We start from the raw sequence: 25,044 nt of genomic DNA, 5'->3' as shown, positions 1-25,044 counted from the left end.
TCTTTTGTCTTATCCCAATCGCCGGACGCGGCTTTGATCACTCGATCAGACCCAGGCGCAGCGCCTTGGCCACCGCCTGGTTGCGGTTGACGGCGTTGAGCTTCTGGGTCGACTGGGTGAGATACTGGTTGGCGGTGTGGACCGACAGCTTCAGCAGCCTGGCGATCTCTTCGCTGGTGTTGCCGTTGGCGGTCAGCTTCAGGCACTCCAGTTCACGCTTGGAGATCGACCGCATCCGGCCGGCATCGTTCGGACGAATGCGGGCGACGGCGGCGAACAGCGAAAAACAGCGGGCGTGGATTTCGTAGAGCGTGTCCTCCGGCAGAGCGATCGTCGAGCCGAGGAACACCACCAGCCCGCAATGGCCGCGATCGGCATGGACGGGAAAGGCAATGCCGTTGGTGCCCGGCGCCAGCGGCGCCGTCCGCTCCGCCCAGGCGAGGTTCTGGAAGACGGCGTCCGAGCCGGCGATGCCGTCATCGGCCCACCAGCGCGGCGCTGTCGAGGCGCCGCTGTGGCGCACCATCTCCTCGCCATTGGCGCCGGCGATGAACTTGGTTGTCACCGCAGTGGCTGGATAGTCGGAATCGAAGCTCGGCACCAGGCGCGCCCGTTCCGGCGAGGGGCTGACGAAATAGAGGCCAAACGCCGACGCGTTGATGTCGACGGCGATCCAGCGGCAGCGGCGCACCGCGTCCGGGATGGTAACGGCATGGTGCGTCTCGGAACCGATGGAGAAGGCGCCGAACGGATTGCGCTGCTCGTTGAAAAGGGCTTCGGCCGCCGCCTTGATGTCAGCGTGTTTCAAATGATGCCGCTCCTGATCGCCGTGGCGATGGCCATCGCGCGGTTCGAGGCCGCGAATTTCTGGATGGCGTGGGTGATGTAGCTGTTGACGGTGTTGGACGAGACCCCGAGGATCACCGCGACCTCATCGGTGGTCTTGNCTTGCCTTCAGACACCCAGAACAGGCATTCGCGCTCACGGTCGGACAGCGGGTCCTGCATGGCGGCGGCGGCGATCAATTGCGGGATAGCGGACAGCGCGTAGCAGCACTTCAACTGAGCCTTCATCAGCGCCGGCTGGTCGATACTGCCGGCCTCGGCCGCCGAGAAAAGCGCAAACAGCCGCTGGCGACCGACATTGAGCCGCAGTGAATAGACTTCGGCATGGCCAAGCACGTCGAGCAGGCGCGCCTCTTCGCCGGTGAGCAGTCCGCCGGCGTCGGGCGCCGCGGCGGCGACCAGTGGCCTCGGGCGGATGCCAGGTGCAACGGTCAGCGGTCCCTGGGCAAGGCCGGCGATCAGCCGCTTGCCGATCAGTTCAATGGCGTCGAAGATCCAGTTGGATGAGACGATGCGGGCGTCGTTGCGATCTTGGTCGTGGACGATGGCGACGAGCATGTAGCTGTCGGCGCCGATCTCGGCGGCAAGCTGCATGAAAAAGGAGGTGAGATCGCCGCGCGATTCAAGGCGCGAGCCTAACGTATCGGATTGGAGAAGCGCGGCGGAACTGCTCATTGGATGCTTTGGTTGTATGTCATGGCCGGAGTCTTTTCTTGAGCCCGGACGCTGGGGTTGGCAGCGGCCGAACTTGAAGACGCATCACGTTTACGAAGCACTCACACGGCGCGGCGGTCGCGCTGATCGCCGAATCCATTCAGGGAACGCGAAGCCGTCCGCGTCTGGTGCCGGTCATTGGCCGGAACTTGAGACTTTGGGTGGTCGCCGCGCCCCCCAAGGACCGGCTGATTCGGGTCTAATCTACCCGCAGATGAATCCGACATCAAACGCGATTTGACAAAATCAATATTATTGGACTCAAGCGACTCAGGGGCGGCTTTCGCGGCCTTTTCCGCCGCAAAAGGCCTGAAACGCCGACACGAAAAAGCCAGAGGGTGTTGCGATACTGCCGTATCGAGGGCCGATCGATTCCGATAGGGTCTCGGCAGCCGTGAGGGGTGGGCATCCCTTCGGTCATACGGCGGATTTGGCGGCGCTTGCTCGCGGCCATCAGCATCGGGGGTCATGATGAAGCAGGTTTTCCTGGCGTTCACGGTGGTGCTTGCGGTTCTTGCCGGCATGGCAGCGCCCGCCAAGGCTGAGCCGACCGTTACCTATGCGCTCGACAACGGGCTGCAGGTGGTGCTGGTGCCCGACCATCGCGTGCCGAAGGTGGTGATGAACCTGCGCTACCGCGTCGGGTCGATGAATGAACCCGCGGGACGCTCGGGCTTTGCGCATCTGTTCGAACATCTGATGTTTTCCGGCACGCCGGCCTGGCCGAACGTGTTCGGCGCGCACGCCGCGCTCGGCAACGAGATCAATGCCTGGACCACCNCGGCACGCCGGCCTGGCCGAACGTGTTCGGCGCGCACGCCGCGCTCGGCAACGAGATCAATGCCTGGACCACCGAGGACGGCACGGTTTATTATGTCGACGGGCTGTCGTCGTCACTGCCGATGATCTTGTCGCTTGAGGCAGACCGCATGGCCAATCTCGGCCGCTCGGTGACTCAGGCCAAGCTCGATCTGCAGCGCTCGGTGGTCAAGAACGAGATGCGCCAGAACGTGCTCGACAAGGCCGGCGCATCCGGCTGGGAAGCTTTCTGGTCCGGGCTGTTCCCGAAGCCGCATCCCTATAGCCGCATGGTTATCGGCTCGGTCGCCGATCTCGATGCGGCGACGCTCGACGATGTCAGGGGTTTCTTCAACAGCTACTATCTGCCCAACAATGCGGTGCTGGTGCTGGTCGGCGACTTGGAGATCGACGACACCAAGGCGCTGATTGCCGACACGTTCGGCCGCGTGGCGCGCGGCGCCGATGTGGCGCGGCCCGCCGTGCCGGCACCGACGCAGGCCCGGCTCAAGCTGGTGCTCGAGGATCGTGTGCCAAGCCCCATCGTCGTGGTCGGCTTCAGTGGCCCGGTGGCGCAGTCGCCCGACAATGGTGCGCTCAGCATTGCCGCCGAACTGCTCGGCAACGGCGAATATGGTTTTTTGCGCAACCGGCTGGTTTCGCAGTTGGGCATTGCCACCTATGCCAGCGCGAGCTGGACCGGCGGTCTGCTCGGTGGCCGCTTTACCTTCGAGGCGGGTGCCGCCGAAGGTGTGGCGCCGGAAGCGCTGGAAAGCGCGATGAAAACGGCGTTCGCGGATTTCCTGAAGACCCCGCTCGATCCGGTCGATGTCGAGCGTGCGCGCACCGGCATCTTGCAGGCAGCGCGGCTCGGCAGCGAAGCACTGAAGGATCGCGCCGGCGTCGTCTCCTACAATGCCGACGTGCTCGGCGATGCGCAGAGCGCGCTGGTCGACGACCCGCGGGTGAAGGACGCCAGCGTGGCGGATGTCGAGGCAACGATGAAGCGGCTGTTGAAACCGGAAGATGCCAGCGTGCTGATGCTGAAGCCCGGCCCGCGCGGCGGCTATCCCGATGCACTGATCGGCTCGTCCGGCACACCGCAGCCGTTCACCGCGCCGGAGCGACCGGCGATCGACATTCCGAAGCATGCGGCCGGGCAAGCGCCTTCGGCAACACTGCCCGCCATGGAAACGGCGACGCTCTCGAATGGCATCAAACTCGTCCACTACACAATGCCGGAAGCGCCGATGGTGTATGTCGCGGCCAGTGCCGCCGGCGGCTGGAACAGCGTGCCGGAAGGCAAGGAGGGATTGCTGGAGCTTGCAGCAAGCATGGCGACACGCGGGGCCGCCGATCGCGGCTCGGCTGATTTCGCCAAGGTGGCCAGCGACATCGGCGCGGGCGTCGGCCACCAGGCCGGAACGCTGACCACGATGATGACGCTTGGCGTGCCGCCGGAAAAGCTCGACCAGGGTATTGGCCTGCTCGCCGACGCGGTGCTGAAGCCTCGTTTCGACAAGACCGAATGGACGGTGCTGATGGCGCAGACAGTCGACTGGGTAAACGGCCGCGAGGCGGATCTGCCCGGCGTTGCCGGCCGCATGGCAAAGGCGACGCTGATCCCGCAGGTGCCGGGCAAGGCAGCGGTGGACTGGTCGGCAAAGGCGCTGGCCTCGATCTCGCTCGACGAGGCGAGGGACGCATTCAAGGCGGAGTTCACGCCGAAGGCGGTGACCTTCTACAGCGTCGGCCCGATGCCGGTCGCGACCGTCGCCGCCAGCCTTGAAAAAGCATTCGGCGCGTGGACAAGCGACACCGCTGGCTATGCCGTCGAGCCGTCGCCGGCGGCGCATTTCAACGGGGGACAGAAAGTGCTGCTGGTGCCCGAACCCGGCGCCAGCCAGTCGGCGCTGTTCGTGGCGCGGCCGGCGCCCGGCACCGACGAGAGCGAGCGCGCTGAATCGACCGCGGTCTCCAACCTGCTTGGCGCCGATTTCTCCAGCCGGCTGAATTCGGTGATCCGCGAGGAGAAGGGCTACTCCTATGGCGTGTCGAGCTATCTGATGAGCCCGATGAAGGCCGGCTCGGGATTGGTCGTGGCAACCACCGTCGAGCGCGCCAACACCGGGCCGGCGATTACCGAAATCCTGAAAGGATTTGCCGGCCTGACCACCTTGCCGGTGGCGCAGGACGAAGTCGACCGCACGGTGACTGTCTATCGCCGGGCGCTGGCTGGATCGGCCGAGACGTCGGCTGGTCTGTTCTCCTCGCTGATTGGCGCGGTCGGCAGCGGATCGACGCTGGAGGACCAGCAAACCCGCATGGCGGCGCGCACAAAGCTGACGCTCGATGCGGTTCAGAAACAGGCGCTGGCCCTGGCGTCGCTCGATCCGTCGCTGATCGTGGTGGCGGGCGACCCCGATGTGGTGATGCCGCAGCTTGCCGCGATCGGCCTCAAGGACGTCGAGATCGTCAAGCGTGACGAGGCTGGTGAAGAGACGGCGATGCGGGCGCTCGATCTTCTCGGGGGCAATCGCCAGGCGCCGCTGTCTGCCTCGCCGTGGCGGGTTGGCGATGGCGGCACGACGCGCGCGGTGCACGCCTGCGCCGGCGAAAGGGATTGCGGCGCGCAGATCCACGCCGATTGACGGGCTAAACGCGCAGCCGCCGGCCGCGTTGTAATTTTGGGATAACTTTGTTTCGGGGGAAACGATGAGCGATTCATTTCGGGAAGTAACGTCCGTCTCGTGGTTCGGGCGGATCGAGCGCGCGGTCGGCGGGGTCATCTTCGGCCTTGTCCTGATCGTGCTGATGGTGATCGGGCTGTTCTGGAACGAAGGCCGCGCCGTGCAGACGGCGCGCTCGCTGGCCGAAGGTTCTGGAGCGGTGGTTTCGGTCGGCGCCGACAGCGTCGATACCGCCAATGACGGCAAGCTGGTTCATGTCAGCGGACTGGTGACGGCGGACAGCGGCCTGGCGGATCCGGATTTCGGCATCGCCACGCAAGGGCTGCGGCTGTCGCGGAGCGTCGAGATGTATCAGTGGAAGGAAGAGTCCAAGTCGGAGACGACCAAGAAGCTCGGCGGTGGCGAAGAGACGGTGACCACCTACAGCTATTCCAAGGTGTGGGACGACAGCCAGATCGACTCCTCCGATTTCAAGAAGCCGGACGGCCACCAGAATCCGCCGATGGAAATCCATGGCCGGACCTTCCAGATTCCTGAGGGCAAGCTTGTCGCCTTCGATCTCGATACGCCAGTGCTGGACCGCATCGAGGGTGACAAGGACTATTCGCTGTCAGCCGACCAGTCGGCGGCGATAAAAGCTGCCTATACCGGAACGAAACCGCTCAGCATCGTCGATGGCAAGATTTTTCTCGGCAATGACAACACGACGCCCGCTTTGGGCGACTATCGTATCGGCTACGAACTGGCGCCGCTGGGCGTGATCAGTATCATCGCGCGCCAGGCCGGCAGCCGCTTCGAGCCCTATCAGACGCAAGCCGGCGATGCGCTGCTGATGGTGGATACCGGCAACGTCCCGGCCGAAAAGATGTTCGCCGACGCGGTCAGCGCCAACACGCTGATCACCTGGCTGCTGCGCTGCGCCGGCTTGCTGTTGCTGACCATAGGCTTTGCGCTGTTCCTCAGCCCGATCGGGGTGATCCTCGATGTCATACCCTTCCTCGGCAGCATGGCGCGGATGGGTACCGGCATTATCGCCTTCGTCCTGGCGATCCTGGTCGGCACGGTGACGATTGCGATTGCCTGGTTCTGGTACCGGCCGTTGCTGGCGGTGGCCATCCTGGCGACAGGCGTGATTGCGGCGGTGATTGTCTACCGCATCGGCCGGTTGCGAAGGCCAGCCGTTCCGGTGGTTGCACCCAACCCGGCTGCGGCCGCCTAGATGGTCGGGGCGGCCGGAGCCGCCCCATATCTCTTTGGCGCAATTCCGGCCGGAAAACCGCTTCACACTTGTCCTGGAATTGCTTTCCTATTTGTCCTCGAAGCCGGTGAGCACGCCGACGGCGTTGATGCCGATCTCCTCGACGGCGTAACCGCCTTCCATGACGAACAGCGTCGGCAGGCCGAGCTTGGCGATGCGATGGCCGATCTTCGGATAGTCCGGGCTTTTTAGCTTGAACTGGCTGATCGGGTCCTTCTCGAAGGTGTCGACGCCAAGGGAGACGATGACGATATCGGGGGCGTAGGCGGCGAGCTTGACGCAGGCATCCTCCAGCGAGGCGTTCCAGGCGTCCCAATTGGTGCCGAAGGGCATGGGATAGTTGACGTTGAAACCTTCGCCGGCGCCGGCGCCGCGTTCATCGGCATGGCCGAGGAAGAACGGATACTCGACCATGGGATCGCCATGCAGGTTGAGAACCTGCACGTCGGCGCGTTCATAGAAGATCTCCTGCGTGCCATTGCCGTGGTGGTAGTCGACGTCGAGGATCGAGACGCGTTCGGCGCCCTGGTCGAGGAACCACTGCGCGGCGACCGCAGCATTGTTGATGTAGCAGTAGCCGCCCATGAACCCGGCACCGGCGTGATGGCCGGGCGGGCGGCAAAGCGCGAAGGCCGACCGCTCGCCACCCTTGACCAAGGCGGCCGCCGTCAGCGCCACGTCATAGGACGATTTGATCGCGGTCCATGTGCCTTCGACGAAGGTGGCGCCGGCGTCGAAGGAATAGTAGCCGAGCAAGGCGTCGACGCGCTTGGGTGGCACGTCGCCGCGCAGGCCGCGCGTCGGCCAGGTGAAGGGCATCGCCGTGCCCTCGAAGCCGGCGGCCTTCCACGCCGGCCAGACGGTCGGCAGGAAGTCGATATAGTCGGCCTTGTGGATGCGCTTGGCGGCTGTGAGATCGTGCTCGACCGGTCCGATGATCGGCCCCAGCTTCTCGCTCTCGACCCGCGCCTTGATGAACTCGGCCCGCGACGGCTTTTCGAAACCCGGCACGATTGCCGACGTGACCAGTTCCATCTGGCCGGCATGGCCGGCATGAAGCGGCGAATAGACAGTCTTCATGAATTTCCTCTCGAAATAGCGAAATCAGTCAAGGTTGAGATAGGGGGTGACCAAAGCGAGCCACATTCTTTCCACATCGTCCTCGATGAGGTCGTATGTCTTGCGATCCCGCTTCAACCCCACAAGCCGGCAGGCGTGCCCGACATCCATCATCAGCACGCCGAGCCGGCTGGCGATCTTGTCTTCAAGGGCCGGGTTCACATGCTGCAGCCACGCGGCGTAAAGCGCGATGATCTGCTCGTCATATTCGTCCTGGATCGGCCTGAGGTCGGCATTGCCGGATATCGCCTCGATCACCGGCATCAGGGTGGCGTTTTCGAGATATATTCTGGAGGTATCGATGAAGAGCTTGCGCACCTCCTGCCGAAATTCGTCGCGGTTGGTGGGTGGGGTGACCTCGATGCGCCTGGCGATCACCTCGGGAAAGGACGACAGCCAGCGCCGGGCGAGGTCGAGGAGAATGGCTTCCTTGTTGGGAAAGTACTGGTAGACCGAACCGACCGACAGGCCCGCGCGCCGGGCAATGGCGAGCGTCGTCGGCGTCTTGGTTCCTTGCTCCCGCGTCAGGATCAGCGCAGCGTCGAGTATCCTGTCGACCACCTTGCTCGACCGTTCCTGCCGCGGCTGCTTGCGCGGTTCGAGCGCCATCCTGGTTTCGCGGCTGAGACTGCGCTTCACGGATTGATGCCTTCGTTCCCAGCCGGTTTCAACACAGGTCCCGGTCTCAACATTGGCGTGGTGTGTTGTCCACAATACATTCGAAATTCGGCACGTTGACAAACGCGAATAATTAGTCGCATTCTTTTATCCACGCTGTTTTGAGAGATCACAAGGGGAATTTCGAAACAGCGCACTGGCATCAGTTTTCGTCCGATAACGCCGCTCCAGCGGAGTGGCAGCTTGTCGGACAAGAGGGTTGTCGTCTCAGCCAGTCGTCAAAAGCGCGGAGTCGCGATGTCTGTCACGGGTGCGGGTCAAAATGCTGATCTGATCGTCATCAATGGTCGCGTGCGGACCATGGACGATGACAATCCCGCCGCCCAGGCGATTGCCGTCAAGGACGGCGCCATCATCGCCATAGGCAACCACGCCGCCATCGAAAAACTCAAGGGAACGACCACAGAGGTGATCGACGCCAAGGGCGGTTCGGTCCTGCCCGGTTTCATCGAAGCCCACATGCATCTGTTCTCGGGAGGGGCCGAGCTCGCGCATCTTCAACTCGGCGGTATCCATGGATTCGAGGCGCTTCAAAGCGCCATCCGCGACTACGCAACGACGCGGCCCGAGGCGAAAATGCTTGTGGGACAGGGCGTCGACTACACCGTGCTCGGCGACGAGCGGGTGACACGCCATCATCTCGACGCCATCCTGCCCGACCGCCCCTTCTGCATGGCAGCGCCCGACCACCATACGATGTGGGCCAACACCAAGGCGTTGGAGATAGCCGGCATCCTGAAGGGACGCACGCTCGGTCCGGGCAACGAGATCGTGATGGGTGTCGACGGCCTGGCCGCGGGCGAATTGCGCGAGGGCGAGGCCTTCGGTCCGGTGCTCGACCTTGCCGGCGAAAGCCGGGTGCGGCTGGGGCTGTCGACCGGCGGCGAGCCGGACCCAACGCCGTCGGCCGCCGAGCGGGCCGCTGACCGTGACATCATGCGGCGCGGGCTTGCATGGTGCGCGCGCCACGGCATCACCTCGATCCAGAACATGGACGGCAATCTCTACCAGCTCGAACTGCTTTCCGAGATCGAGGCAGAGGAGGGATTGCCCTGCCGCGTCAAGATCCCGTTCCACTACAAGAACTTCATGACGCTCGACATGCTCGAGAAGGCGTCCGTCATGGCCGAGCGCTACCACAGCGAGTGGCTGTCGTCGGGCATGGTCAAGGTGTTCTATGACGGCGTGCTCGATTCCTGGACCGCTGTTATGGTCGAACCTTATGCCGACCGTCCCGACTGGGTCGGCGAGCCGCTGTTCACGCCGCAGCAATTTATCGATCTCGCCGTGGCTATCGACAAAGGCGGGCTGCAGATCGCCGTGCACTCGATCGGCGACGGCGCGGTGCGCGCAGTGCTCGACGGTTACGAGGCGGCGCAGAAGGTCAATGGCAAGCGCGACAGCCGGCACAGGGTTGAGCACATCGAGGTCACCACAGCAGCCGACGTGCCGCGTTTTGCCGAACTCGGCGTCATCGCCTCGATGCAGCCGTCGCATCCGCCCGGCGCCATGGATTTTCCGCTGGAGCCGACGGTGTCACGCATCGGGCCGGCCCGCTGGCCGCTGAGCTATGCCTGGCGCACCCTGAAAAGCGCCGGCGCCCATGTCGTGTTCGCCTCGGACTGGCCGGTGGCAGCGATCGACCCGATCCTGAGCATTCAGGCGGCAGTGCAGCGCAAACCATGGGCAGAAGGCGATCCTGACCAGAGTTTCTCGCTGCAGGAAGCGATTGCCGCCTACACGGTCGAGGGCGCCTATGCCGAATTCGCCGAGCATCGCAAAGGCGTTCTGAAACCCGGCTATATGGCGGATCTGGTGGTTTTGTCGGCCGATATCGAGAAGACGGCGCCGGCCGATCTACACAAGCTGCGGCCGGTGACGACGGTCTGCGGTGGCAAGGTCACCTACCAGGCCTGACAATGGCATGCGGCTTGCACAGCTTGCCGCTTGCAAGACGAAATGACCGACTGAACTGTGATTCAATGCCGGACTTGCCAACCTACCGGCCGTGTGGTCACATCGAACAGGGGAAAAACTCCGCCAGCAAGAGCGGGGTCAACAGTGAGGCGTATCGTGCCGGAAAAACCGGATCGGAATGCAATTGAAGTCGTAAACGTCAGTAAAATTTTCGGATCGGGTGAGGGGCAGGTCGCTGCCCTCGATACGGTCTCGGTATCCATCCGCGAGAATGAGTTCTTCACCCTGCTGGGACCATCCGGCTGCGGCAAGACCACGTTGCTGCGGCTGATTGCCGGCTTCGACTTTCCAACCGCCGGCGAAATCCTCCTCTACGGTCAGGACATCGCGCCGTTGCCGCCCTTCAAGCGGCCGGTCAACACCGTCTTCCAATCCTACGCATTGTTCCCGCATATGACGGTCGCCGAAAATATCGGCTTTGGCCTGGAAATGCTGGGCAAGCCGAAGGCCGAGATCAAGGCGCGCGTCGCCGAGATGCTGAAACTGGTGAAGATGGAGGCGCTGGCGGGTCGCCGCACCAGCCAGATCTCCGGCGGCCAGCAGCAGCGCGTGGCGCTCGCCCGGGCGCTGGCGCCGCAGCCCAAGGTGCTCTTGCTCGACGAACCGCTCTCGGCGCTCGACTACAAGCTGCGCAAGGAAATGCAGATCGAATTGAAGCGGCTGCAGCACGAGACCGGCATTACCTTCATCTTCGTCACCCACGACCAGGAGGAAGCGCTGACCATGTCTGACCGCATCGCGGTGATGTCGTCGGGCAAGATCCTGCAGGTCGGCTCGCCGCGCGACATCTACGACCGGCCGGCCGAGCGTTTCGTCGCCGACTTCATCGGCGAGTCGAACTTCCTCAAGGCGGATGTGGTTAACGCGACTGGTGGCCGGGCGACGGTGAAGCTGCCGTCTGGTGTGGAAATCCCAGCCTCGCTGCCGGAAGGCTTCAGCCCCAGCGGCAAGGTCACCATCGTCGTGCGTCCAGAGCATGCGCAGTTGGGCACGGCCAGCCCGAGCGCTTCGCTGTCCGGCACCGTCGAAAACATCGTCTATCTCGGCACCGACACGCACTTCCATCTGCGCCTTGCCGGTGGCGAGCCGTTCATCGTGCGGCGTCAGAACAGCCGCGGCGCCGGTGACGGCTTCGTGCAGGGCGGCCAGATCGGCATCATGATCGGCAACGACGCCGCGCAAGTGCTGAAGGACTGATCATGGCGACCGCGGAACAAGTCGCCAAGGCAGCGCAGCGACGCGATGTGCGCGACCGCTGGCTGCTGTCAGCGCCAGCCTTGCTGGTGATCTTCCTCGCCGCGACCGGCCCCTTGCTGATCGTGCTGATCTACTCGTTCCTGACGCCTGGCCCCTATGGCGATGTGAAGTGGCAGTTCTCGCCCGATGCCTGGCTGTCGGTGTTCATGGAACGCGACATTTTCGACGATACGCTTTCGCTTGCGGCAGCGCACGTCACCATATTCTGGCGCTCGATCAAGTTGGCGGTGATAACGACGATCGCAACTTTGGCATTAGGGTTTCCAACCGCCTATTTCATGGCGACGCGCAGCGAGAAGACCAGGGATCTCTGGCTGTTCCTGATCACCATTCCGTTCTGGACCAACCTGCTGATCCGCACCTTCGCCGTGCTGCAGATCATCCGCAACGAAGGCATCATCAACACCATCCTTATGAAGCTTGGTATCGTCTCAGCGCCGGTGCAGATTCTCTTCACCGACACGGCGATTCTGATCGGCATGGCCTATGTCTATCTGCCGCTGATGGTGCTGCCGATCTATGCCAGCATGGAGAAGCTTGATTTTCGCCTCGTCGAGGCGGGCTACGACCTCTACGCGACCCGTTTCAATGTATTGCGGAAGATCATTTTCCCGCTGGTCAAACCCGGCGTCATTGCCGGCTCCATCCTGGTCTTCATTCCAGCCCTTGGCGCCTATGTGACGCCGAGCGTGCTTGGCGGCGGCAAGAATATGATGCTGTCTAACCTGATCGAATTGCAGTTCGGCCAAGGCCGCAACTGGCCGCTCGGCTCGGCGCTGTCGATCACGGTGATGATCATCGTCATGGTTGCCTTGCTTGCCTATGTGCGCAATGCCGGCAAGTCGGGGGCGCGGCATGGCTAAGAACTTTTCCATCAAGCACCAGACCGGCTTCACGGTGATCGCTGCGACCTGTTTTATCGTGCTCTATCTGCCGATCATCGTGCTGGTCGCCTATGCCTTCAACGCGGCGAACTCGACGTCGGAATGGGGCGGCTTTTCGATGCGCTGGTTTCAGTCGGCTTGGCAGAACGTGCAAGTTATCGACGCGACGCTACGCTCGTTCCGGATCGGCGCCGTCGCTGCGGTGCTGTCGACAATCTTTGCCACCATGGCCGCGCTCGCCACCACGCGCACCGCATCCTATCCGGGCCTCACCTTCAAATATGCGGCGATCAACCAGCCGCTGATGGTGCCCGAGATCGTCACCGGCGTGGCGCTGCTGATCTTCTTCTCGCGCATCAAGATCTTCACCGGCTATTCCGGCATTGGCTATCTGATCGCCGCGCACACGGCTTTCTGCATCCCGTTCGCCTATCTGCCGATCCGGGCGCGGCTGGAAAACATGGACCTGACGCTGGAGCGCGCGGCCGCCGATCTGTACGCGACGCCTTGGAAGACCTTCCGCCGCATCACGCTGCCGCTTTTGTGGCCCGGCATACTGGCCGGACTGATGCTGGCATTCGTCATCTCGCTCGATGACGTCGTCATCACCGAGTTTGTCAAATCGGGCGGCCAGGATACGCTGCCCACCTACATGCTCGGCCAGATCCGCCGCGGCATCACGCCTGAGATCAACGCGATATCGACCGCCTTCCTGCTGCTTTCGGTCGCGATCGTCACGTTGTTTTTCTTCGTCAGCAGGAAAAGAGACTGAACCGACAAATGGGAGCTAAAAACATGAACTGGAAAACAACGACAGCCGCCATGGGGTTGGCGCTGCTCGCAACGACGAGCCTGGCCAGCGCCGATGGCGAGCTGAACATCTACAATTGGGGCAACTATACCAGCCCCGACGTGATCAAAAAGTTCGAAGCCAAATACAACGTCAAGGTGACCATCACCGATTACGATTCCAACGATACGGCGCTCGCCAAGGTACGCCAGGGCGGCACCGGCTTCGACATCGCCGTTCCGTCGCAAACCTACGTGCCGATCTGGATCAAGGAGGGCCTCGTGCAGGAGACCGATCCGGGCAAGATGGAGAACTTCAAGAACGTGGCGCCGGAATGGGCCAATCCAGACTTCGACCCCGGCCGCAAATATTCCGTGCCGTGGGCGCTGGGCACCGTCGGCGTCGTCGTCAACACCGATGCCTACAAGGGACCAGCCGACAGCTGGGGCATCATCTTCAACACGCCGGACGAGCTGAAGGGCAAGACCAATGTCGTTCCCGAGATGAATGACGTTATCTTCGCGGCGATCAAATATGTCGGCGGCCAGCAGTGCACCGACGACAAGACGGTGCTGAAGAAGGTGCGCGACACGCTTGTCGCGGCCAAGCCGAACTGGATCGCCATGGAATACAACACCATCGAAAAGATGGGCGCCGGCGACTTCAAGGCGACCAGCGACTGGAACGGTTCGGCGCTGCGTCAGCGGCTGGCCAATCCGGCCATCCATTACAATTATCCGAAGGAAGGCTACGGCCTGTGGAGCGATAACGTCGTCGTTCTCAAGGAAGCCAAAAATGTCGAGAACGCCAAGCTGTTCCAGAACTTCATCATGGATCCGGAAAACGCGGCCGGCCTCTCGGCCTTCCATCGCTACGCAAACGCCATTACCGGCTCGGACAAGTACATGCCGGCCGATATGAAGGATGCCCCGGAAGTCGTCATTCCGGAGGCTGCGAAGGCACAAGGCGAATTCCAGAAGATGTGCGCGCCTGAGATCCAGGACATCTACACCAAGATCTGGACCGAACTGCAGAAATAACCGCAGTCTGACAGACCCGGCGGCATGCGCCGCCGGGTCTTTTCTTTTCCGGAATGGCTTTCATGGACTCCTATCGCAACAGCGATCCGCGGCCGTCGATCATGCAGGGCTCGCCGCCTCAAATGGTGCTGCCGAAGCTCAACTGGGACCGGCCGCCATGGAATCGCTGGGCCTTCCAACACATCCGCGAATTCCTGCCGACCATCGAGGTCTGGCGCGGTAATGGCCATCGCCATCGTCTTGAGCGCGCAGAGACCGATCTCGACGCGCTGCCGGTGGAAGACAGCAAGGGCCGTCCGACGACGCTCGTTGGCCTGCTCGACGAGACCTACACGGACGGCTTCCTGGTGCTCAAAGACGGCAAGGTCGCCTATGAGCGCTATTTCAACGGCATGGCCGAGCGCACGCTGCATCTGTCGCAGTCGATGGCGAAGTCGGTAACAGGCACCGTGTTCGGTATTCTGGTTGGGCGCGGCTTGATCGACCCGGCCAAACCGGTGACCGCCTATCTGCCGGAGCTCGGCGCGACCGGCTGGGACGGCGCCAGCGTGCAGCATGTGCTGGATATGACCACCGGCGTGCGGTTTTCCGAGGAATACACCGACCGTTACTCCGACATCGGCCAGGTTGATGTCGCCACGGGCTGGAAGCCGGTGCCGCCGGACAGCGATCCGGATTTCCAATGGCCGCCGCATCTGTTCGAGTTGATCCTGCAGCTGAAGGACAAGGTGCGGCCGCATGGCGTCGCGTTCGAGTACCGCTCGATCGAGACCGACGTGCTTGCCTTCATCATGGAGCGGGTCACCGGTAAACGGCTGGCGCAGCTGGTGTCCGAGGAGCTGTGGCAAAAGCTCGGCGCCGACGAAAGCGCTTGCTTCACGGTCGACAGCGCCGGCTATGCGCTGGCCGATGGCGGCTTCAACGCGACGCTGCGCGATTACGCCCGCTTCGGCCAGCTGATCCTCGACAAGGGCCGCGGCATCGTGCCGGCCGACTGGATCGAGGCGACGCGCAACGGCAAGCATGGGCCGGACTTCAATCCGAGCCTGCCGGAGGGCAGCTATCGCAACCAGTTCTGGATCGAGAATCCGCGCACGCGCGCTTTGATGTGCCGAGGCGTGTTCGGGCAGATGATCCATATCGACTGGGACACCGGCATGGTCGTGGTCAAGCTTTCAAGCTATCCGGATTTCAGCAATGTCGCCTATTCGGTGGCAACGCTGAAGGCGGTGCACGCCATCGCCAAGGCGCTTGGTTGACCCACAACAAACCATTCCTCTGAGGAAAGGTTCATGACCGGCAAGACTGCGTTCGAGACCCGCTACGGCTTTGCCCGCAATGAGGTGCTGCTCTCCAACTGGCGCGAAAGCCCGTTCAACCGCTGGTCGTTCCAGAACCTTGGCGAGCTGGTGCCGACCGCTCCCGTGGCGGCGACGCCGGGAAGCGTCGAAGCGCCGGTGCGGGACCTGAGCGGCCTGCTCGGCGAAAAGGTTTCGATCGCCAGCGCCCCGGAAACGGTGGCCGAATTCCTCACACGTTCGAGCAGCGACGCGCTGACGGTGATGAAGGCTGGCAAGGTCATCGGCGACTGGTTCGCGCCCAATATGGATTTCGGCGCCCGTCACATCATCTTTTCGATCAGCAAATCGGTCACCGCGATCATCGCCGGAATACTGGAAGGCGAGGGCGTGTTCGACCCGGAAGCGCCGGTGACCCAGTACATTCCGGAAGCCGCCGGTTCGGCCTATGCCGATGCAAGCTGCCGGCATGTGCTCGATATGAGCGTCAGCCTCGACTTCGAGGAGGCCTATCTCGATCCCGAAAGCGCCTTTGCCCGTTACCGTCGCGCTACGCTGTGGAATCCGGGCGGCGGCACTGAAAGCTTGCGCGAATTCATTCTGACCTTGCAGCGGCTCGAAGAACCGCACGGCAAAACCTTCCGCTACCGTTCGCCCAATTCCGATCTGCTCGGCCTGTTGCTCGAACGAGCTTCCGGCCAGCGCTTCCCGGACCTGATGCGCGAGAAACTGTGGCTACCGCTGGGTGCTGTCAGCGAGGCTTCGATCGGCGTCGACATGGAAGGTACGGCGCGCACCGCCGGCGGCATTTCGGTGACGCCGCGCGACCTGGCGCGTATCGGCGAGATGATGCGGCAGGGCGGCACGGCCAATGGCCGCGGCATCGTGCCAGAAGGCTGGGTGCGCGATACGACCGTTGCCGGCGGCAGCGCGGAGGCCTGGCAGCGCGGCACAATGGTGCATCTGTTCCCAAAGGGCCGTTACCGTAACAAATGGTACCAGACGGGGGCGGCAAACGGCGCCTTCTGCGGCATCGGCATCCACGGCCAATGGCTCTACGTCAACCCGAAGACGGAAGTGGTGATTGCAAAAATGGGGTCGCAGCCGGTGCCTGAAGATTATCCGCTCGAACGCGAGATCGTTGCCTTTTTCGAGGCGCTGAGCGGGATGGTCTGAGGACGAGCCAAAGCAAGGCGCTTTCCTGTGGACCTCTTTGACGCTTGAGAACACTGCGGTTGGCGGGACGGACATCAGCGCCTATGGTCGCCGCTCTTTGCGACAGGGACCAGCATGGCAGCAGACAGCAAACGCATCGCATCCATCATCGCGGCAGAGATCGGGGCGCGGCCGGAGCAGGCATCGGCAGCTATAGGGCTGCTCGATGAGGGCGCGACGGTGCCGTTCGTGGCGCGCTACCGCAAGGAGGTCACCGGCGGGCTCGACGACACGCAATTGCGCGACCTTGCCGAGCGGCTGGCCTATCTGCGCGAGCTCGATGCGCGGCGCGATACGATCCTTGGTTCGATTCGCGAGCAGGGCAAGCTGACCGACGAACTTGAGGCCAAAATTGTGGCTGCCGCCACCAAGGCTGAACTGGAAGACATCTACCTGCCCTACAAGCCCAAGCGCCGCACCAAGGCCGAGATCGCCCGGGAGCGCGGGCTGGGGCCATTGGCGGAGGCTATTTTGGCCAACCGGTCGTTGGTGCCCGCCGAGGCGGCGCTGGCTTATGTGACCGAGGATGTGGCCGACGCCAAGGCCGCACTGGAAGGCGCACGCGACATCCTGTCGGAACAGTTTGCGGAAAATGCCGATCTGGTCGGCAAATTGCGAACCTACATGAAGGAGCGCGCTTTCATGCGTGCCCGTGTCGTCGACGGCAAGCAGGAGGCCGGGGCGAAATTCTCCGACTATTTCGACCATGTCGAGCGTTGGGCAAATGTTCCGAGCCACCGTGCGCTGGCCATGCTGCGCGGCCGCAACGAAGAGGTGTTGTCGCTCGACATCGAGGTCGATGCCGACCATGCCTCGCCGGTGAAGCCGGTCGAGCGGATGATCGCCAATGCCTACGCCATCGGCGGCAGCCTGCCGGGCGACCGCTGGCTGATGGAAGTCGCCGGCTGGACCTGGCGGATCAAGCTTTCGCTGCACCTGACGCTCGATTTGATGCGTGACCTGCGCGAGCGGGCGGAGGAAGAGGCGATCCATGTCTTTGCACGCAACCTCAAGGATTTGCTGCTGGCAGCGCCCGCAGGATCGCGTCCGACCATGGGGCTCGATCCCGGCATCCGCACCGGCGTCAAGGTCGCGGTGGTAGATGGCACCGGCAAGGTGCTGGCGACGACGACGGTCTATCCATTTCCGCCGCGGAACGATGTGCGCGGCACACAGGCGGAGCTCGCCAAGCTCATCCGCCTGCACAAGGTCGAGCTGATCTCGATTGGCAACGGCACCGGCAGCCGCGAGACTGAAAAGCTGGTCGCCGACATGCTGTCCGACATGCCTTCAGATGGTGGGCCAAAGCCGCTCAAGGTGATCGTCAGCGAAGCCGGCGCCTCGGTCTATTCGGCCTCCGCGACAGCGGCGGCTGAGTTTCCCGGGCTCGACGTGTCGCTGCGCGGTGCGGTGTCGATCGCCAGGCGCCTGCAGGACCCGCTCGCCGAACTGGTCAAGATCGAGCCGAAATCGATCGGCGTTGGCCAGTACCAGCATGATGTCGACCAGTACCGGCTTGGCCGCTCGCTGGAGGCGGTGGTGGAGGACGCGGTGAATGCTGTCGGCGTCGATCTCAACACCGCCTCGGCGCCGCTCTTGGCCCGCGTGTCAGGCCTGGGCGCGTCGCTTGCCGATGCCATTGTCGCGCATCGCGATGCGACCGGGCCGTTCGCCAGCCGCAAGGAACTGCTCAAGGTAGCGCGGCTCGGCCCGCGCGCGTTCGAACAGTCCGCAGGCTTCCTCCGCATTGCCAATGGCAGCGAGCCGCTCGACGCCTCGTCCGTCCATCCGGAAGCCTATGGCGTGGCCAAGAAGATCGTCGCTGCCTGCGGTCGCGATGTGCGCTCGCTGATGGGAGACAGTGCCGCGCTCAAGGCGCTCGATCCGCGCGTCTTCGTTGACGAACGGTTCGGCCTGCCGACGGTGCGCGACATCATTGCGGAGCTGGAAAAGCCCGGCCGCGACCCGCGCCCCGGCTTCAAGACGGCGACCTTTGCCGACGGCGTCGACGATATCAAGGATCTGAAGCCCGGCATGCTTCTCGAAGGCACCGTCACCAATGTCGCGGCCTTCGGCGCCTTCGTCGATATCGGCGTGCACCAGGACGGGCTGGTGCATGTCTCGCAACTGGCCGATCGTTTCATCAAGGACGCGCATGAGGTGGTGAAGGCGGGCGATGTGGTGAAGGTGCGGGTCGTCGATGTCGACATCAAGCGCAAGCGCATCGCGCTGTCCATGCGCAAGGACGGCGGCGAGGGCGGGACGCCGAAGGGGCCGCGCGACAATGGCGGCGGCAAGCCGGCGCAACCTTCGCCGATGCCGCAGCGTCAGCCGGAACGACCGGCACAGCAAGGCGCGTTTGGCGCAGCACTGGCCGATGCCTTGAAGCGGAAGTAGCCTCGAATGGTTCCTTGCAATCGCTAGAGCGTTATCTACCATCCTTGTGTGGAGATACGCGCGATATGGCAAGTTTCGAGAAAGTGAGTGTCCAAGAGTTGGGGCGTCTTTGGGACGAGGGCATGGCGAGTGGCAGTTCGGTCGATGGAGACCAGGCTTTCGCCCGGATCAAAAGCAAGCTCGATGCGAAAGTTGCCGAACGCAAGTCGCAAAAACGCTGCGCTTCCAGCCGGAAACCGAGCCGATGAAGCGGAAGTAGCTACCAGGCCAGAACGGCCGGTTCCTTCTCAACCTGGCCCAGCAGCCAGTCGCGAAAGCTGACGACGGGCGGGTGGCCGCGCTTGTCGTTCGGGACGACGAGGTAGTAGGCGCTGCGGCTTTGCATCGGCTGTCCCGGCGCCGGCACGAGCTGACCGCGCTGCAATTCGCCGGCGATAAGAACTTGCGGCAGGAGCGCGACGCCAAGCCCCGCCATGCAGGCTTGGGCAACGGTGCCGAATTGCTCGAACTGCATGCCGGGTCCGATCGGTGCGCTCAAGCCCTGTTCCTCGAACCATTCGCCCCAGGCCCCGGGACGCGTCGCCATGTGCAGCAGCGGCAGGCGGCTGATGTCGGCCGCCGTGGTGATATCGCGGCTGGCAAGGAAGTCTGGCGAGACCACCGGCATCACGGTTTCGCGCATCAACAATGTGGAATCTGCGTCCGGCCAGTCCGGCTGGCCATGATGGATGGCGGCGTCGAGCCGCTCGCGGGCGAAGTCGAAGCGGCCTATGCGGGTGACGAAGTTGATGGTGATGTCAGGGTTTTCTGCGACGAAATCCGGGATCAGCGGCATCAGCCAGCGCGTGCCGAAGGTCGGCAGTATGGCGAGGTTCAGCATGCCGCTATGCCGATTGCTCATCAATCCGAGCGCGGCGTCGCGCAATTGCCCGAGTGCCGCCCGCACGGCTTCGGCATAGATTTCGCCCGCCGTGGACAGCCGAACATTGCGGCTGTCGCGCTCGAACAGCCGGCGGCCGAACTGTTCCTCCAGAAGTGCTATCTGGCGGCTGACGGCCCCTTGGGTCAAATCGAGTTCCTGGGCGGCAGCGGTGAAGGAGCCAAGGCGGGCCACGGCCTCGAAGGCGGCAAGGGCGCTGGTGCTGGGTAAAAGCCGGCGTTGGACGTTCATGATCCATTACTAAACCTCATTGATCTGCGATGCAATTTTGTTTGATTTTTCCGAAGCGGAGGTGGATAAGCCCGAGCACTTCAAGATTTTGGAGAGAGCGAAGCCATGGCCGCCGACAAGAACGCGTTCGTTTGGGAAGACCCCTTCCTGATCGAGAACCAGCTTTCCGAGGATGAGCGCATGGTGCGCGATGGCGCGGCCGCCTTTGCCGCCGACAAGCTCGCGCCGCGCATCGAGGAGGCCTATCTCGAGGAAAAGACCGATGCCGGCATCTTTCGCGAGATGGGCGAGGCCGGCCTGCTCGGCATCACCATCCCTGAGGAATATGGCGGGCTCGGCGCCAATTACGTCACCTACGGGTTGGTGGCGCGCGAGGTCGAGCGGGTCGATTCCGGCTACCGCTCGATGATGTCGGTGCAATCGTCGCTGGTGATGTACCCCATCCATGCCTATGGCTCGGAAGAACAGCGCAAGAGATACCTGCCGAAGCTGGCTTCGGGCGAATGGATCGGCTGTTTCGGCCTGACCGAGCCTGATGCCGGTTCCGATCCGGGCGGCATGAAGGCGCGGGCCGAGAAGACGGCGAACGGCTACAAGATTTCCGGCTCGAAAATGTGGATCTCCAACGCGCCGATCGCCGACGTGTTCGTCATCTGGGCGAAGCTCAAGGGCGACAGCGGCAAGGACGAAATCCGCGGTTTCGTGCTGGAAAAGGGCATGAAGGGGCTTTCGGCGCCGAAGATCGGCGGCAAGCTCAGCCTTCGCGCGTCGATCACCGGCGAAGTGGTGATGGAAGGCGTCGAGGTTGGCGAAGATGCGCTGCTGCCCAACGCCAGGGGCCTCGGCGGCCCATTCGGCTGCCTCAACCGCGCACGCTACGGCATTTCCTGGGGCGCGATGGGCGCCGCCGAGGATTGCTGGCACCGGGCCCGGCAGTATGGACTCGACCGCAAGCAGTTCGGCAAGCCGCTCGCCGGCACGCAGCTGTTCCAGAAAAAGCTCGGCGACATGCAGACCGAGATCGCGCTCGGCCTGCAGGGCTCGCTGCGCGTCGGGCGGCTGATGGATGAAGGCAAGATGGCCCCGGAAATGATCTCGATCGTCAAGCGCAACAATTGCGGCAAGGCGCTCGACATCGCGCGCCAGGCCCGCGACATGCATGGCGGCAACGGCATCCAGATCGGCTACCACGTCATGCGCCATGCGCAGAATTTGGAGACGGTCAACACCTATGAAGGCACGCATGACGTGCATGCGCTGATTTTGGGACGGGCGCAGACGGGGATACAGGCGTTTTTCTAAGCTGTGCCGAATTCAAGTGAGGCCGGCCTGCAATGGCCGATACCTGCGCTTCCGGTGCTCGCGTGCCAAAAGTACGCTCTGCTCCGGTTCTCGGTATCAGCCATTTTCGACTCGGCCTGACCTGAATCTCGACACAGCGTAGCCGGCTTCGGCTGCTTAATTTAGGTGCAGCGCAACATCTCTGCTTGGAGAATGGCCAATAGATGTGTCAGGGTTCGGCTGAAGAAACGCCGATCTCCGGGGCCCCATGGCAATACTGGCAGCCGTCTACCACCTGACCCATTACAAATATGACCGGCCGGTGGTTCTCGGGCCCCAGGTCATCAGGCTGCAGCCGGCACCGCATTCCCGCACCAAGGTGCTCAGCCATTCGCTGAAGGTCGGGCCGGCGAACCACTTCGTCAATCTGCAGCAGGACCCCTACGGCAATTTCCTGGCCCGCTTCGTCTTCCCGGAACCAGTGACGGAATTGAAGATCGAGGTCGATCTCGTCGCCGACATGACGGTCTACAATCCGTTCGATTTCTTCGTCGAGCCATCGGCCGAGACCTTCCCGTTCGAGTACCCCGAAGACATCAGGGACGATCTCGCCATCTACCGCACGCCGGAGCCGGCGGGGCCGCTGCTGTCGGCTTTCCTCGCAACCATCGACCGTAGCGCCACCAACACCGTCAATTTCGTCGTCGACCTCAATGCGCGGCTGCAGCGGGAGATCGCCTATATCGTGCGGATGGAAACCGGCGTGTTCTCGCCGGAGGAAACGCTGGCCGCGAAAAAGGGATCGTGCCGGGATTCGAGCTGGCTGCTGGTGCAAATTCTCAGGAATCTCGGCCTCGCCGCGCGTTTCGTCTCAGGCTATCTGATCCAGCTGAAGCCCGATCTGGTCGCGCTCGATGGCCCAGCCGGAACCGCCGTCGACTTCACCGACCTGCACGCCTGGTGCGAGGTCTATCTGCCGGGCGCCGGCTGGATCGGCTTCGATCCGACGTCCGGCCTGCTCACCGGCGAAAGCCATGTGCCGCTGGCGGCCACGCCGCATTTCCGCAACGCCGCGCCCATTTCCGGCATGGCGAGCTTTGCCAATGTCGAGTTCGGCTTCGACATGCGTGTCGACCGCATTGCCGAACATCCGCGCATCACCAAGCCATTCTCGGACGAAAGCTGGCAGGCGCTGGATGCGCTGGGCAACAAGGTCGACGCCGCACTTCAAGCGGGTGATGTCAGGCTGACCATGGGCGGCGAGCCGACCTTTGTGTCGATCGACGATTTCGAGTCCGCCGAGTGGAACACCGCCGCCGTCGGCCCGACCAAGCGCGAAAAGGCCGATGCGCTGATCCGTAAATTGCGCGAACGCTTCGCGCCGGGCGGCTTCCTCCACTACGGCCAGGGCAAATGGTATCCGGGCGAAAGCCTGCCGCGCTGGACCTTTTCGCTCTATTGGCGCACCGACGGCCAGCCGGTGTGGAGCGATCCGTCGCTGATCGCACGCGAAAAGAGCGATGCAAAGGTGGGGCCGCAGCAGGCCGAGAGCTTGCTGACGGCAATCGCCGGCGAACTCGGCATCGACAAGGCGATGGTCAGCGAGGCCTATGAGGACCCGGCCGAATGGCTGCTGAAGGAAGGCAAGCTGCCCGACAATGTCGATCCGTCCAACTCCAAGCTGGAAGACCCGGAAGAGCGCAGCCGCATGGCGAAAGTGTTCGAGCGCGGGCTGACCAAGCCGTCGGGCTACGTGCTGCCGGTGCAGCGCTGGAACAGCCAGGCTTCGGACCCGCGCTGGCGCTCGGAGAAGTGGAAGACACGGCGCGGGCGGCTGTTCCTGGTGCCGGGCGATTCCCCTGTCGGTTACCGCCTGCCGCTGGGCACGCTGCCCTATGTGCCGCCGGCGCAGTTCCCCTATATTGTGCCGGTCGATCCGTCGCTGCCGCGTGGACCGCTGCCGGCGCGGGAAGCCATACTGCCAGAACCGGCTCCGGCCGAACTGGAAGGCGCCGACGAGATGGCGCGGCGCCAGCAGGCGGTATCGTTCACTGCGACGACCGGCCAGCAAGACCGGGTGGAGCAGGAGATCACCGAGATCGGCGGCGCGGTGCGTACAGCACTTTCGGTCGAGCCGCGCGACGGGCGGCTTTGCGTGTTCATGCCGCCGGTCGAGGCGCTGGAAGATTATCTCGAACTGGTCGCAGCCGCAGAAAACGCGGCCAAGGCGATCCGCCTTCCCGTGCATATCGAAGGCTATGGACCGCCGCACGATCCGCGCCTCAACGTCATCAGGGTGGCACCCGATCCCGGCGTCATCGAGGTCAACATCCATCCGGCTGCCAACTGGCAGGACTGCGTGGCGACGACGACGGCGATTTACGAGGAAGCACGGCAGACACGGCTTGGCGCCGACAAGTTCATGATCGATGGCCGCCACACCGGTACCGGCGGCGGCAACCATGTTGTGGTCGGCGGCGCAACGCCCAATGACAGCCCGTTCCTGCGCCGGCCCGATTTGTTGAAGAGCCTGGTGCTACAATGGCAGCGGCGCCCGTCGCTGTCTTATCTATTCTCCGGCCTGTTCATCGGCCCGACCAGCCAGGCGCCGCGCTTCGACGAGGCGCGGCATGACTCGCTTTACGAACTCGAGATCGCGATGGCGCAGGTGCCGCATCCCGACCAGGGCAACGCACCGCTGCCTTGGCTGGTGGACCGACTGTTCCGAAATCTGTTGACTGACGTCACCGGCAATACGCACCGCTCGGAAATCTGCATCGACAAGCTGTTTTCGCCCGATGGCCCGACCGGCCGGCTTGGGCTTGTCGAGTTCCGCGGTTTCGAGATGCCGCCCAATGCGCGCATGTCGCTGGCGCAGCAATTGCTGGTGCGCGCCATCATCGCCCGTGCGTGGAAGAACCCGCTTGATGGCCGCTTCGTGCGCTGGGGCACCTCGCTCCATGACCGTTTCATGCTGCCGCATTATGTCTGGGCGGATTTCCTCGACGTGCTCGACGACCTCAAGCTCAACGGTTTCGAATTCCGGCCGGAATGGTTCGATGCCCAGCTGGAGTTCCGCTTTCCGTTCTGCGGCGAAGTCCAGCATGCCGGCATCAAGCTGGAACTGCGGCAGGCGCTGGAGCCGTGGCATGTGATGGGTGAGCAAGGGGCCATCGGCGGCACCGTGCGCTTCGTCGATTCCTCGGTCGAACGGCTGCAGGTCAGGACCGAAGGCCTCAACCCGGAACGTCATGCCATTGTCTGCAATGGCCGAATCGTGCCGATGAAGGTCACCGACAATCGCGAGGTCGCGGTGGCCGGTGTGCGCTTCAAGGCCTGGCAGCCTTCGTCGGGCCTGCATCCGGCGCTGCCGGTCAACACGCCTTTGGTCTTCGACATTTACGACCGTTGGACGGGGCGGGCGGTGGGCGGCTGCGTCTACCATGTCGCGCATCCAGGTGGGCGCAGCTACGACACGTTCCCGGTCAACGGCAATGAGGCCGAGGCGAGGCGTCTCGCCCGCTTCGAGCCGCGCGGCCATACGCCGTCGGCCTATGTGCTGCGCAATGAAGAAGCCTCTGAAGACTTCCCCATGACCCTTGACCTCAGGCGGCCAGCAAGACTCTGATCAG

At 63.3% G+C, this 25,044-nt stretch carries 18 protein-coding genes and 1 pseudogene; 14 read left to right on the top strand and 5 right to left on the bottom strand.

All coding sequences use genetic code 11. The annotated features are described in order from the left end of the window. Positions 1 to 37: 37 nt before the first annotated feature. Positions 38 to 808 (bottom strand): helix-turn-helix transcriptional regulator, encoded by a 771-nt coding sequence (locus X771_RS163095; RefSeq protein ID WP_023686334.1) that lies wholly within the window; start codon positions 806 to 808, stop codon positions 38 to 40. After that, positions 805 to 1,520, bottom strand: a pseudogene (locus X771_RS1000000169850) (LuxR C-terminal-related transcriptional regulator). The gene X771_RS163095 and the pseudogene X771_RS1000000169850 overlap by 4 nt, the downstream one beginning before the upstream one ends. 507 nt (positions 1,521 to 2,027) lie before the next feature. On the opposite strand from X771_RS1000000169850, the gene X771_RS163100 reads away from it, so the two are divergent. The 3 genes from X771_RS163100 to X771_RS163110 all read left to right on the top strand — a co-directional run bounded on the left by X771_RS163100 (position 2,028) and on the right by X771_RS163110 (position 6,266). Further along, on the top strand, positions 2,028 to 2,465 hold the full coding sequence (locus X771_RS163100; RefSeq protein ID WP_023686333.1) for an insulinase family protein: 438 nt from the start codon (positions 2,028 to 2,030) through the stop codon (positions 2,463 to 2,465). After that, complete coding sequence (locus X771_RS163105) at positions 2,363 to 5,008, top strand: pitrilysin family protein (protein ID WP_031202385.1); 2,646 nt, start codon at positions 2,363 to 2,365, stop codon at positions 5,006 to 5,008. The genes X771_RS163100 and X771_RS163105 overlap by 103 nt, the downstream gene beginning before the upstream one ends. 64 nt (positions 5,009 to 5,072) lie before the next feature. Beyond that, a complete protein-coding gene (locus X771_RS163110) occupies positions 5,073 to 6,266 on the top strand; it encodes a TMEM43 family protein (protein ID WP_023686331.1) in 1,194 nt (397 codons plus the stop codon). Between the two features lie 87 nt (positions 6,267 to 6,353). Here X771_RS163110 and X771_RS163115 read toward each other — a convergent pair whose 3' ends face one another. Then, entirely contained in the window at positions 6,354 to 7,385 is a 1,032-nt protein-coding gene (locus X771_RS163115) for a histone deacetylase family protein (RefSeq protein ID WP_023686330.1), read from the bottom strand. 24 nt (positions 7,386 to 7,409) lie between these two features. Further along, positions 7,410 to 8,063 carry a TetR/AcrR family transcriptional regulator gene (locus tag X771_RS163120; protein WP_023686329.1) on the bottom strand — a complete coding sequence of 218 codons (654 nt, stop codon included), beginning with the start codon at positions 8,061 to 8,063 and terminating at the stop codon, positions 7,410 to 7,412. Between the two features lie 276 nt (positions 8,064 to 8,339). On the opposite strand from X771_RS163120, the gene X771_RS163125 reads away from it, so the two are divergent. The 9 genes from X771_RS163125 (at position 8,340) to X771_RS1000000165780 (ending at position 19,208) form a co-directional block, all read left to right on the top strand. Beyond that, positions 8,340 to 10,019 carry an amidohydrolase gene (locus X771_RS163125; RefSeq protein ID WP_023686328.1) on the top strand — a complete coding sequence of 560 codons (1,680 nt, stop codon included), beginning with the start codon at positions 8,340 to 8,342 and terminating at the stop codon, positions 10,017 to 10,019. A gap of 156 nt (positions 10,020 to 10,175) precedes the next feature. Then, complete coding sequence (locus tag X771_RS163130) at positions 10,176 to 11,276, top strand: ABC transporter ATP-binding protein (RefSeq protein WP_023686327.1); 1,101 nt, start codon at positions 10,176 to 10,178, stop codon at positions 11,274 to 11,276. A 2-nt stretch (positions 11,277 to 11,278) separates the two neighbouring features. Next, the gene (locus X771_RS163135; protein WP_023686326.1) at positions 11,279 to 12,199 is read left to right on the top strand and encodes an ABC transporter permease; all 921 of its coding nucleotides are present in this window, start codon (positions 11,279 to 11,281) and stop codon (positions 12,197 to 12,199) included. Beyond that, complete coding sequence (locus X771_RS163140; protein ID WP_023686325.1) at positions 12,192 to 12,992, top strand: ABC transporter permease; 801 nt, start codon at positions 12,192 to 12,194, stop codon at positions 12,990 to 12,992. The genes X771_RS163135 and X771_RS163140 overlap by 8 nt, the downstream gene beginning before the upstream one ends. 23 nt (positions 12,993 to 13,015) lie before the next feature. After that, positions 13,016 to 14,050: an extracellular solute-binding protein gene (locus X771_RS163145; protein ID WP_023683465.1), complete on the top strand. Its 1,035-nt coding sequence runs from the start codon at positions 13,016 to 13,018 to the stop codon at positions 14,048 to 14,050. 62 nt (positions 14,051 to 14,112) lie between these two features. Next, positions 14,113 to 15,309, top strand: a complete 1,197-nt coding sequence (locus X771_RS163150) for a serine hydrolase (protein WP_023686324.1) — start codon at positions 14,113 to 14,115, stop codon at positions 15,307 to 15,309. Between the two features lie 33 nt (positions 15,310 to 15,342). Further along, on the top strand, positions 15,343 to 16,524 hold the full coding sequence (locus X771_RS163155) for a serine hydrolase (RefSeq protein ID WP_023686323.1): 1,182 nt from the start codon (positions 15,343 to 15,345) through the stop codon (positions 16,522 to 16,524). A gap of 114 nt (positions 16,525 to 16,638) precedes the next feature. Then, positions 16,639 to 18,960, top strand: a complete 2,322-nt coding sequence (locus tag X771_RS163160) for a Tex family protein (RefSeq protein WP_023686322.1) — start codon at positions 16,639 to 16,641, stop codon at positions 18,958 to 18,960. Between the two features lie 65 nt (positions 18,961 to 19,025). Beyond that, on the top strand, positions 19,026 to 19,208 hold the full coding sequence (locus X771_RS1000000165780) for a hypothetical protein (RefSeq protein WP_023671771.1): 183 nt from the start codon (positions 19,026 to 19,028) through the stop codon (positions 19,206 to 19,208). Between the two features lie 11 nt (positions 19,209 to 19,219). Here X771_RS1000000165780 and X771_RS163165 read toward each other — a convergent pair whose 3' ends face one another. Continuing rightward, complete coding sequence (locus X771_RS163165) at positions 19,220 to 20,131, bottom strand: LysR family transcriptional regulator (protein WP_023686321.1); 912 nt, start codon at positions 20,129 to 20,131, stop codon at positions 19,220 to 19,222. A gap of 105 nt (positions 20,132 to 20,236) precedes the next feature. Between X771_RS163165 and X771_RS163170 the strand changes: the two genes are divergently transcribed. Together X771_RS163170 and X771_RS163175 are read left to right on the top strand one after the other, a co-directional pair. Continuing rightward, positions 20,237 to 21,433 carry an acyl-CoA dehydrogenase gene (locus X771_RS163170; protein WP_023686320.1) on the top strand — a complete coding sequence of 399 codons (1,197 nt, stop codon included), beginning with the start codon at positions 20,237 to 20,239 and terminating at the stop codon, positions 21,431 to 21,433. A gap of 247 nt (positions 21,434 to 21,680) precedes the next feature. Further along, complete coding sequence (locus X771_RS163175; RefSeq protein ID WP_023686319.1) at positions 21,681 to 25,040, top strand: transglutaminase family protein; 3,360 nt, start codon at positions 21,681 to 21,683, stop codon at positions 25,038 to 25,040. Positions 25,041 to 25,044 lie beyond the last annotated feature (4 nt).

It is taken from the genome of Mesorhizobium sp. LSJC269B00 (assembly GCF_000502815.1).
GTDB lineage: Bacteria > Pseudomonadota > Alphaproteobacteria > Rhizobiales > Rhizobiaceae > Mesorhizobium.
The sequence above is the reverse complement of the archived record's forward strand: the minus strand, read 5'-3'. Positions and strand labels throughout refer to the sequence as shown.

What these genes read in the sequence shown, in the direction of transcription:
- X771_RS163140 (WP_023686325.1), top strand. Translation starts at nt 12,192, where the DNA reads ATGGCTAAGAACTTTTCCATCAAGCACCAGACCGGCTTCACGGTGATC.
- X771_RS163170 (WP_023686320.1), top strand. Translation starts at nt 20,237, where the DNA reads ATGGCCGCCGACAAGAACGCGTTCGTTTGGGAAGACCCCTTCCTGATC.
- X771_RS163110 (WP_023686331.1), top strand. Translation starts at nt 5,073, where the DNA reads ATGAGCGATTCATTTCGGGAAGTAACGTCCGTCTCGTGGTTCGGGCGG.
- X771_RS163145 (WP_023683465.1), top strand. Translation starts at nt 13,016, where the DNA reads ATGAACTGGAAAACAACGACAGCCGCCATGGGGTTGGCGCTGCTCGCA.
- X771_RS163175 (WP_023686319.1), top strand. Translation starts at nt 21,681, where the DNA reads ATGGCAATACTGGCAGCCGTCTACCACCTGACCCATTACAAATATGAC.
- X771_RS163115 (WP_023686330.1), bottom strand. Translation starts at nt 7,385, where the DNA reads ATGAAGACTGTCTATTCGCCGCTTCATGCCGGCCATGCCGGCCAGATG.
- X771_RS163165 (WP_023686321.1), bottom strand. Translation starts at nt 20,131, where the DNA reads ATGAACGTCCAACGCCGGCTTTTACCCAGCACCAGCGCCCTTGCCGCC.
- X771_RS1000000165780 (WP_023671771.1), top strand. Translation starts at nt 19,026, where the DNA reads ATGGCAAGTTTCGAGAAAGTGAGTGTCCAAGAGTTGGGGCGTCTTTGG.
- X771_RS163125 (WP_023686328.1), top strand. Translation starts at nt 8,340, where the DNA reads ATGTCTGTCACGGGTGCGGGTCAAAATGCTGATCTGATCGTCATCAAT.
- X771_RS163150 (WP_023686324.1), top strand. Translation starts at nt 14,113, where the DNA reads ATGGACTCCTATCGCAACAGCGATCCGCGGCCGTCGATCATGCAGGGC.
- X771_RS163135 (WP_023686326.1), top strand. Translation starts at nt 11,279, where the DNA reads ATGGCGACCGCGGAACAAGTCGCCAAGGCAGCGCAGCGACGCGATGTG.
- X771_RS163160 (WP_023686322.1), top strand. Translation starts at nt 16,639, where the DNA reads ATGGCAGCAGACAGCAAACGCATCGCATCCATCATCGCGGCAGAGATC.
- X771_RS163155 (WP_023686323.1), top strand. Translation starts at nt 15,343, where the DNA reads ATGACCGGCAAGACTGCGTTCGAGACCCGCTACGGCTTTGCCCGCAAT.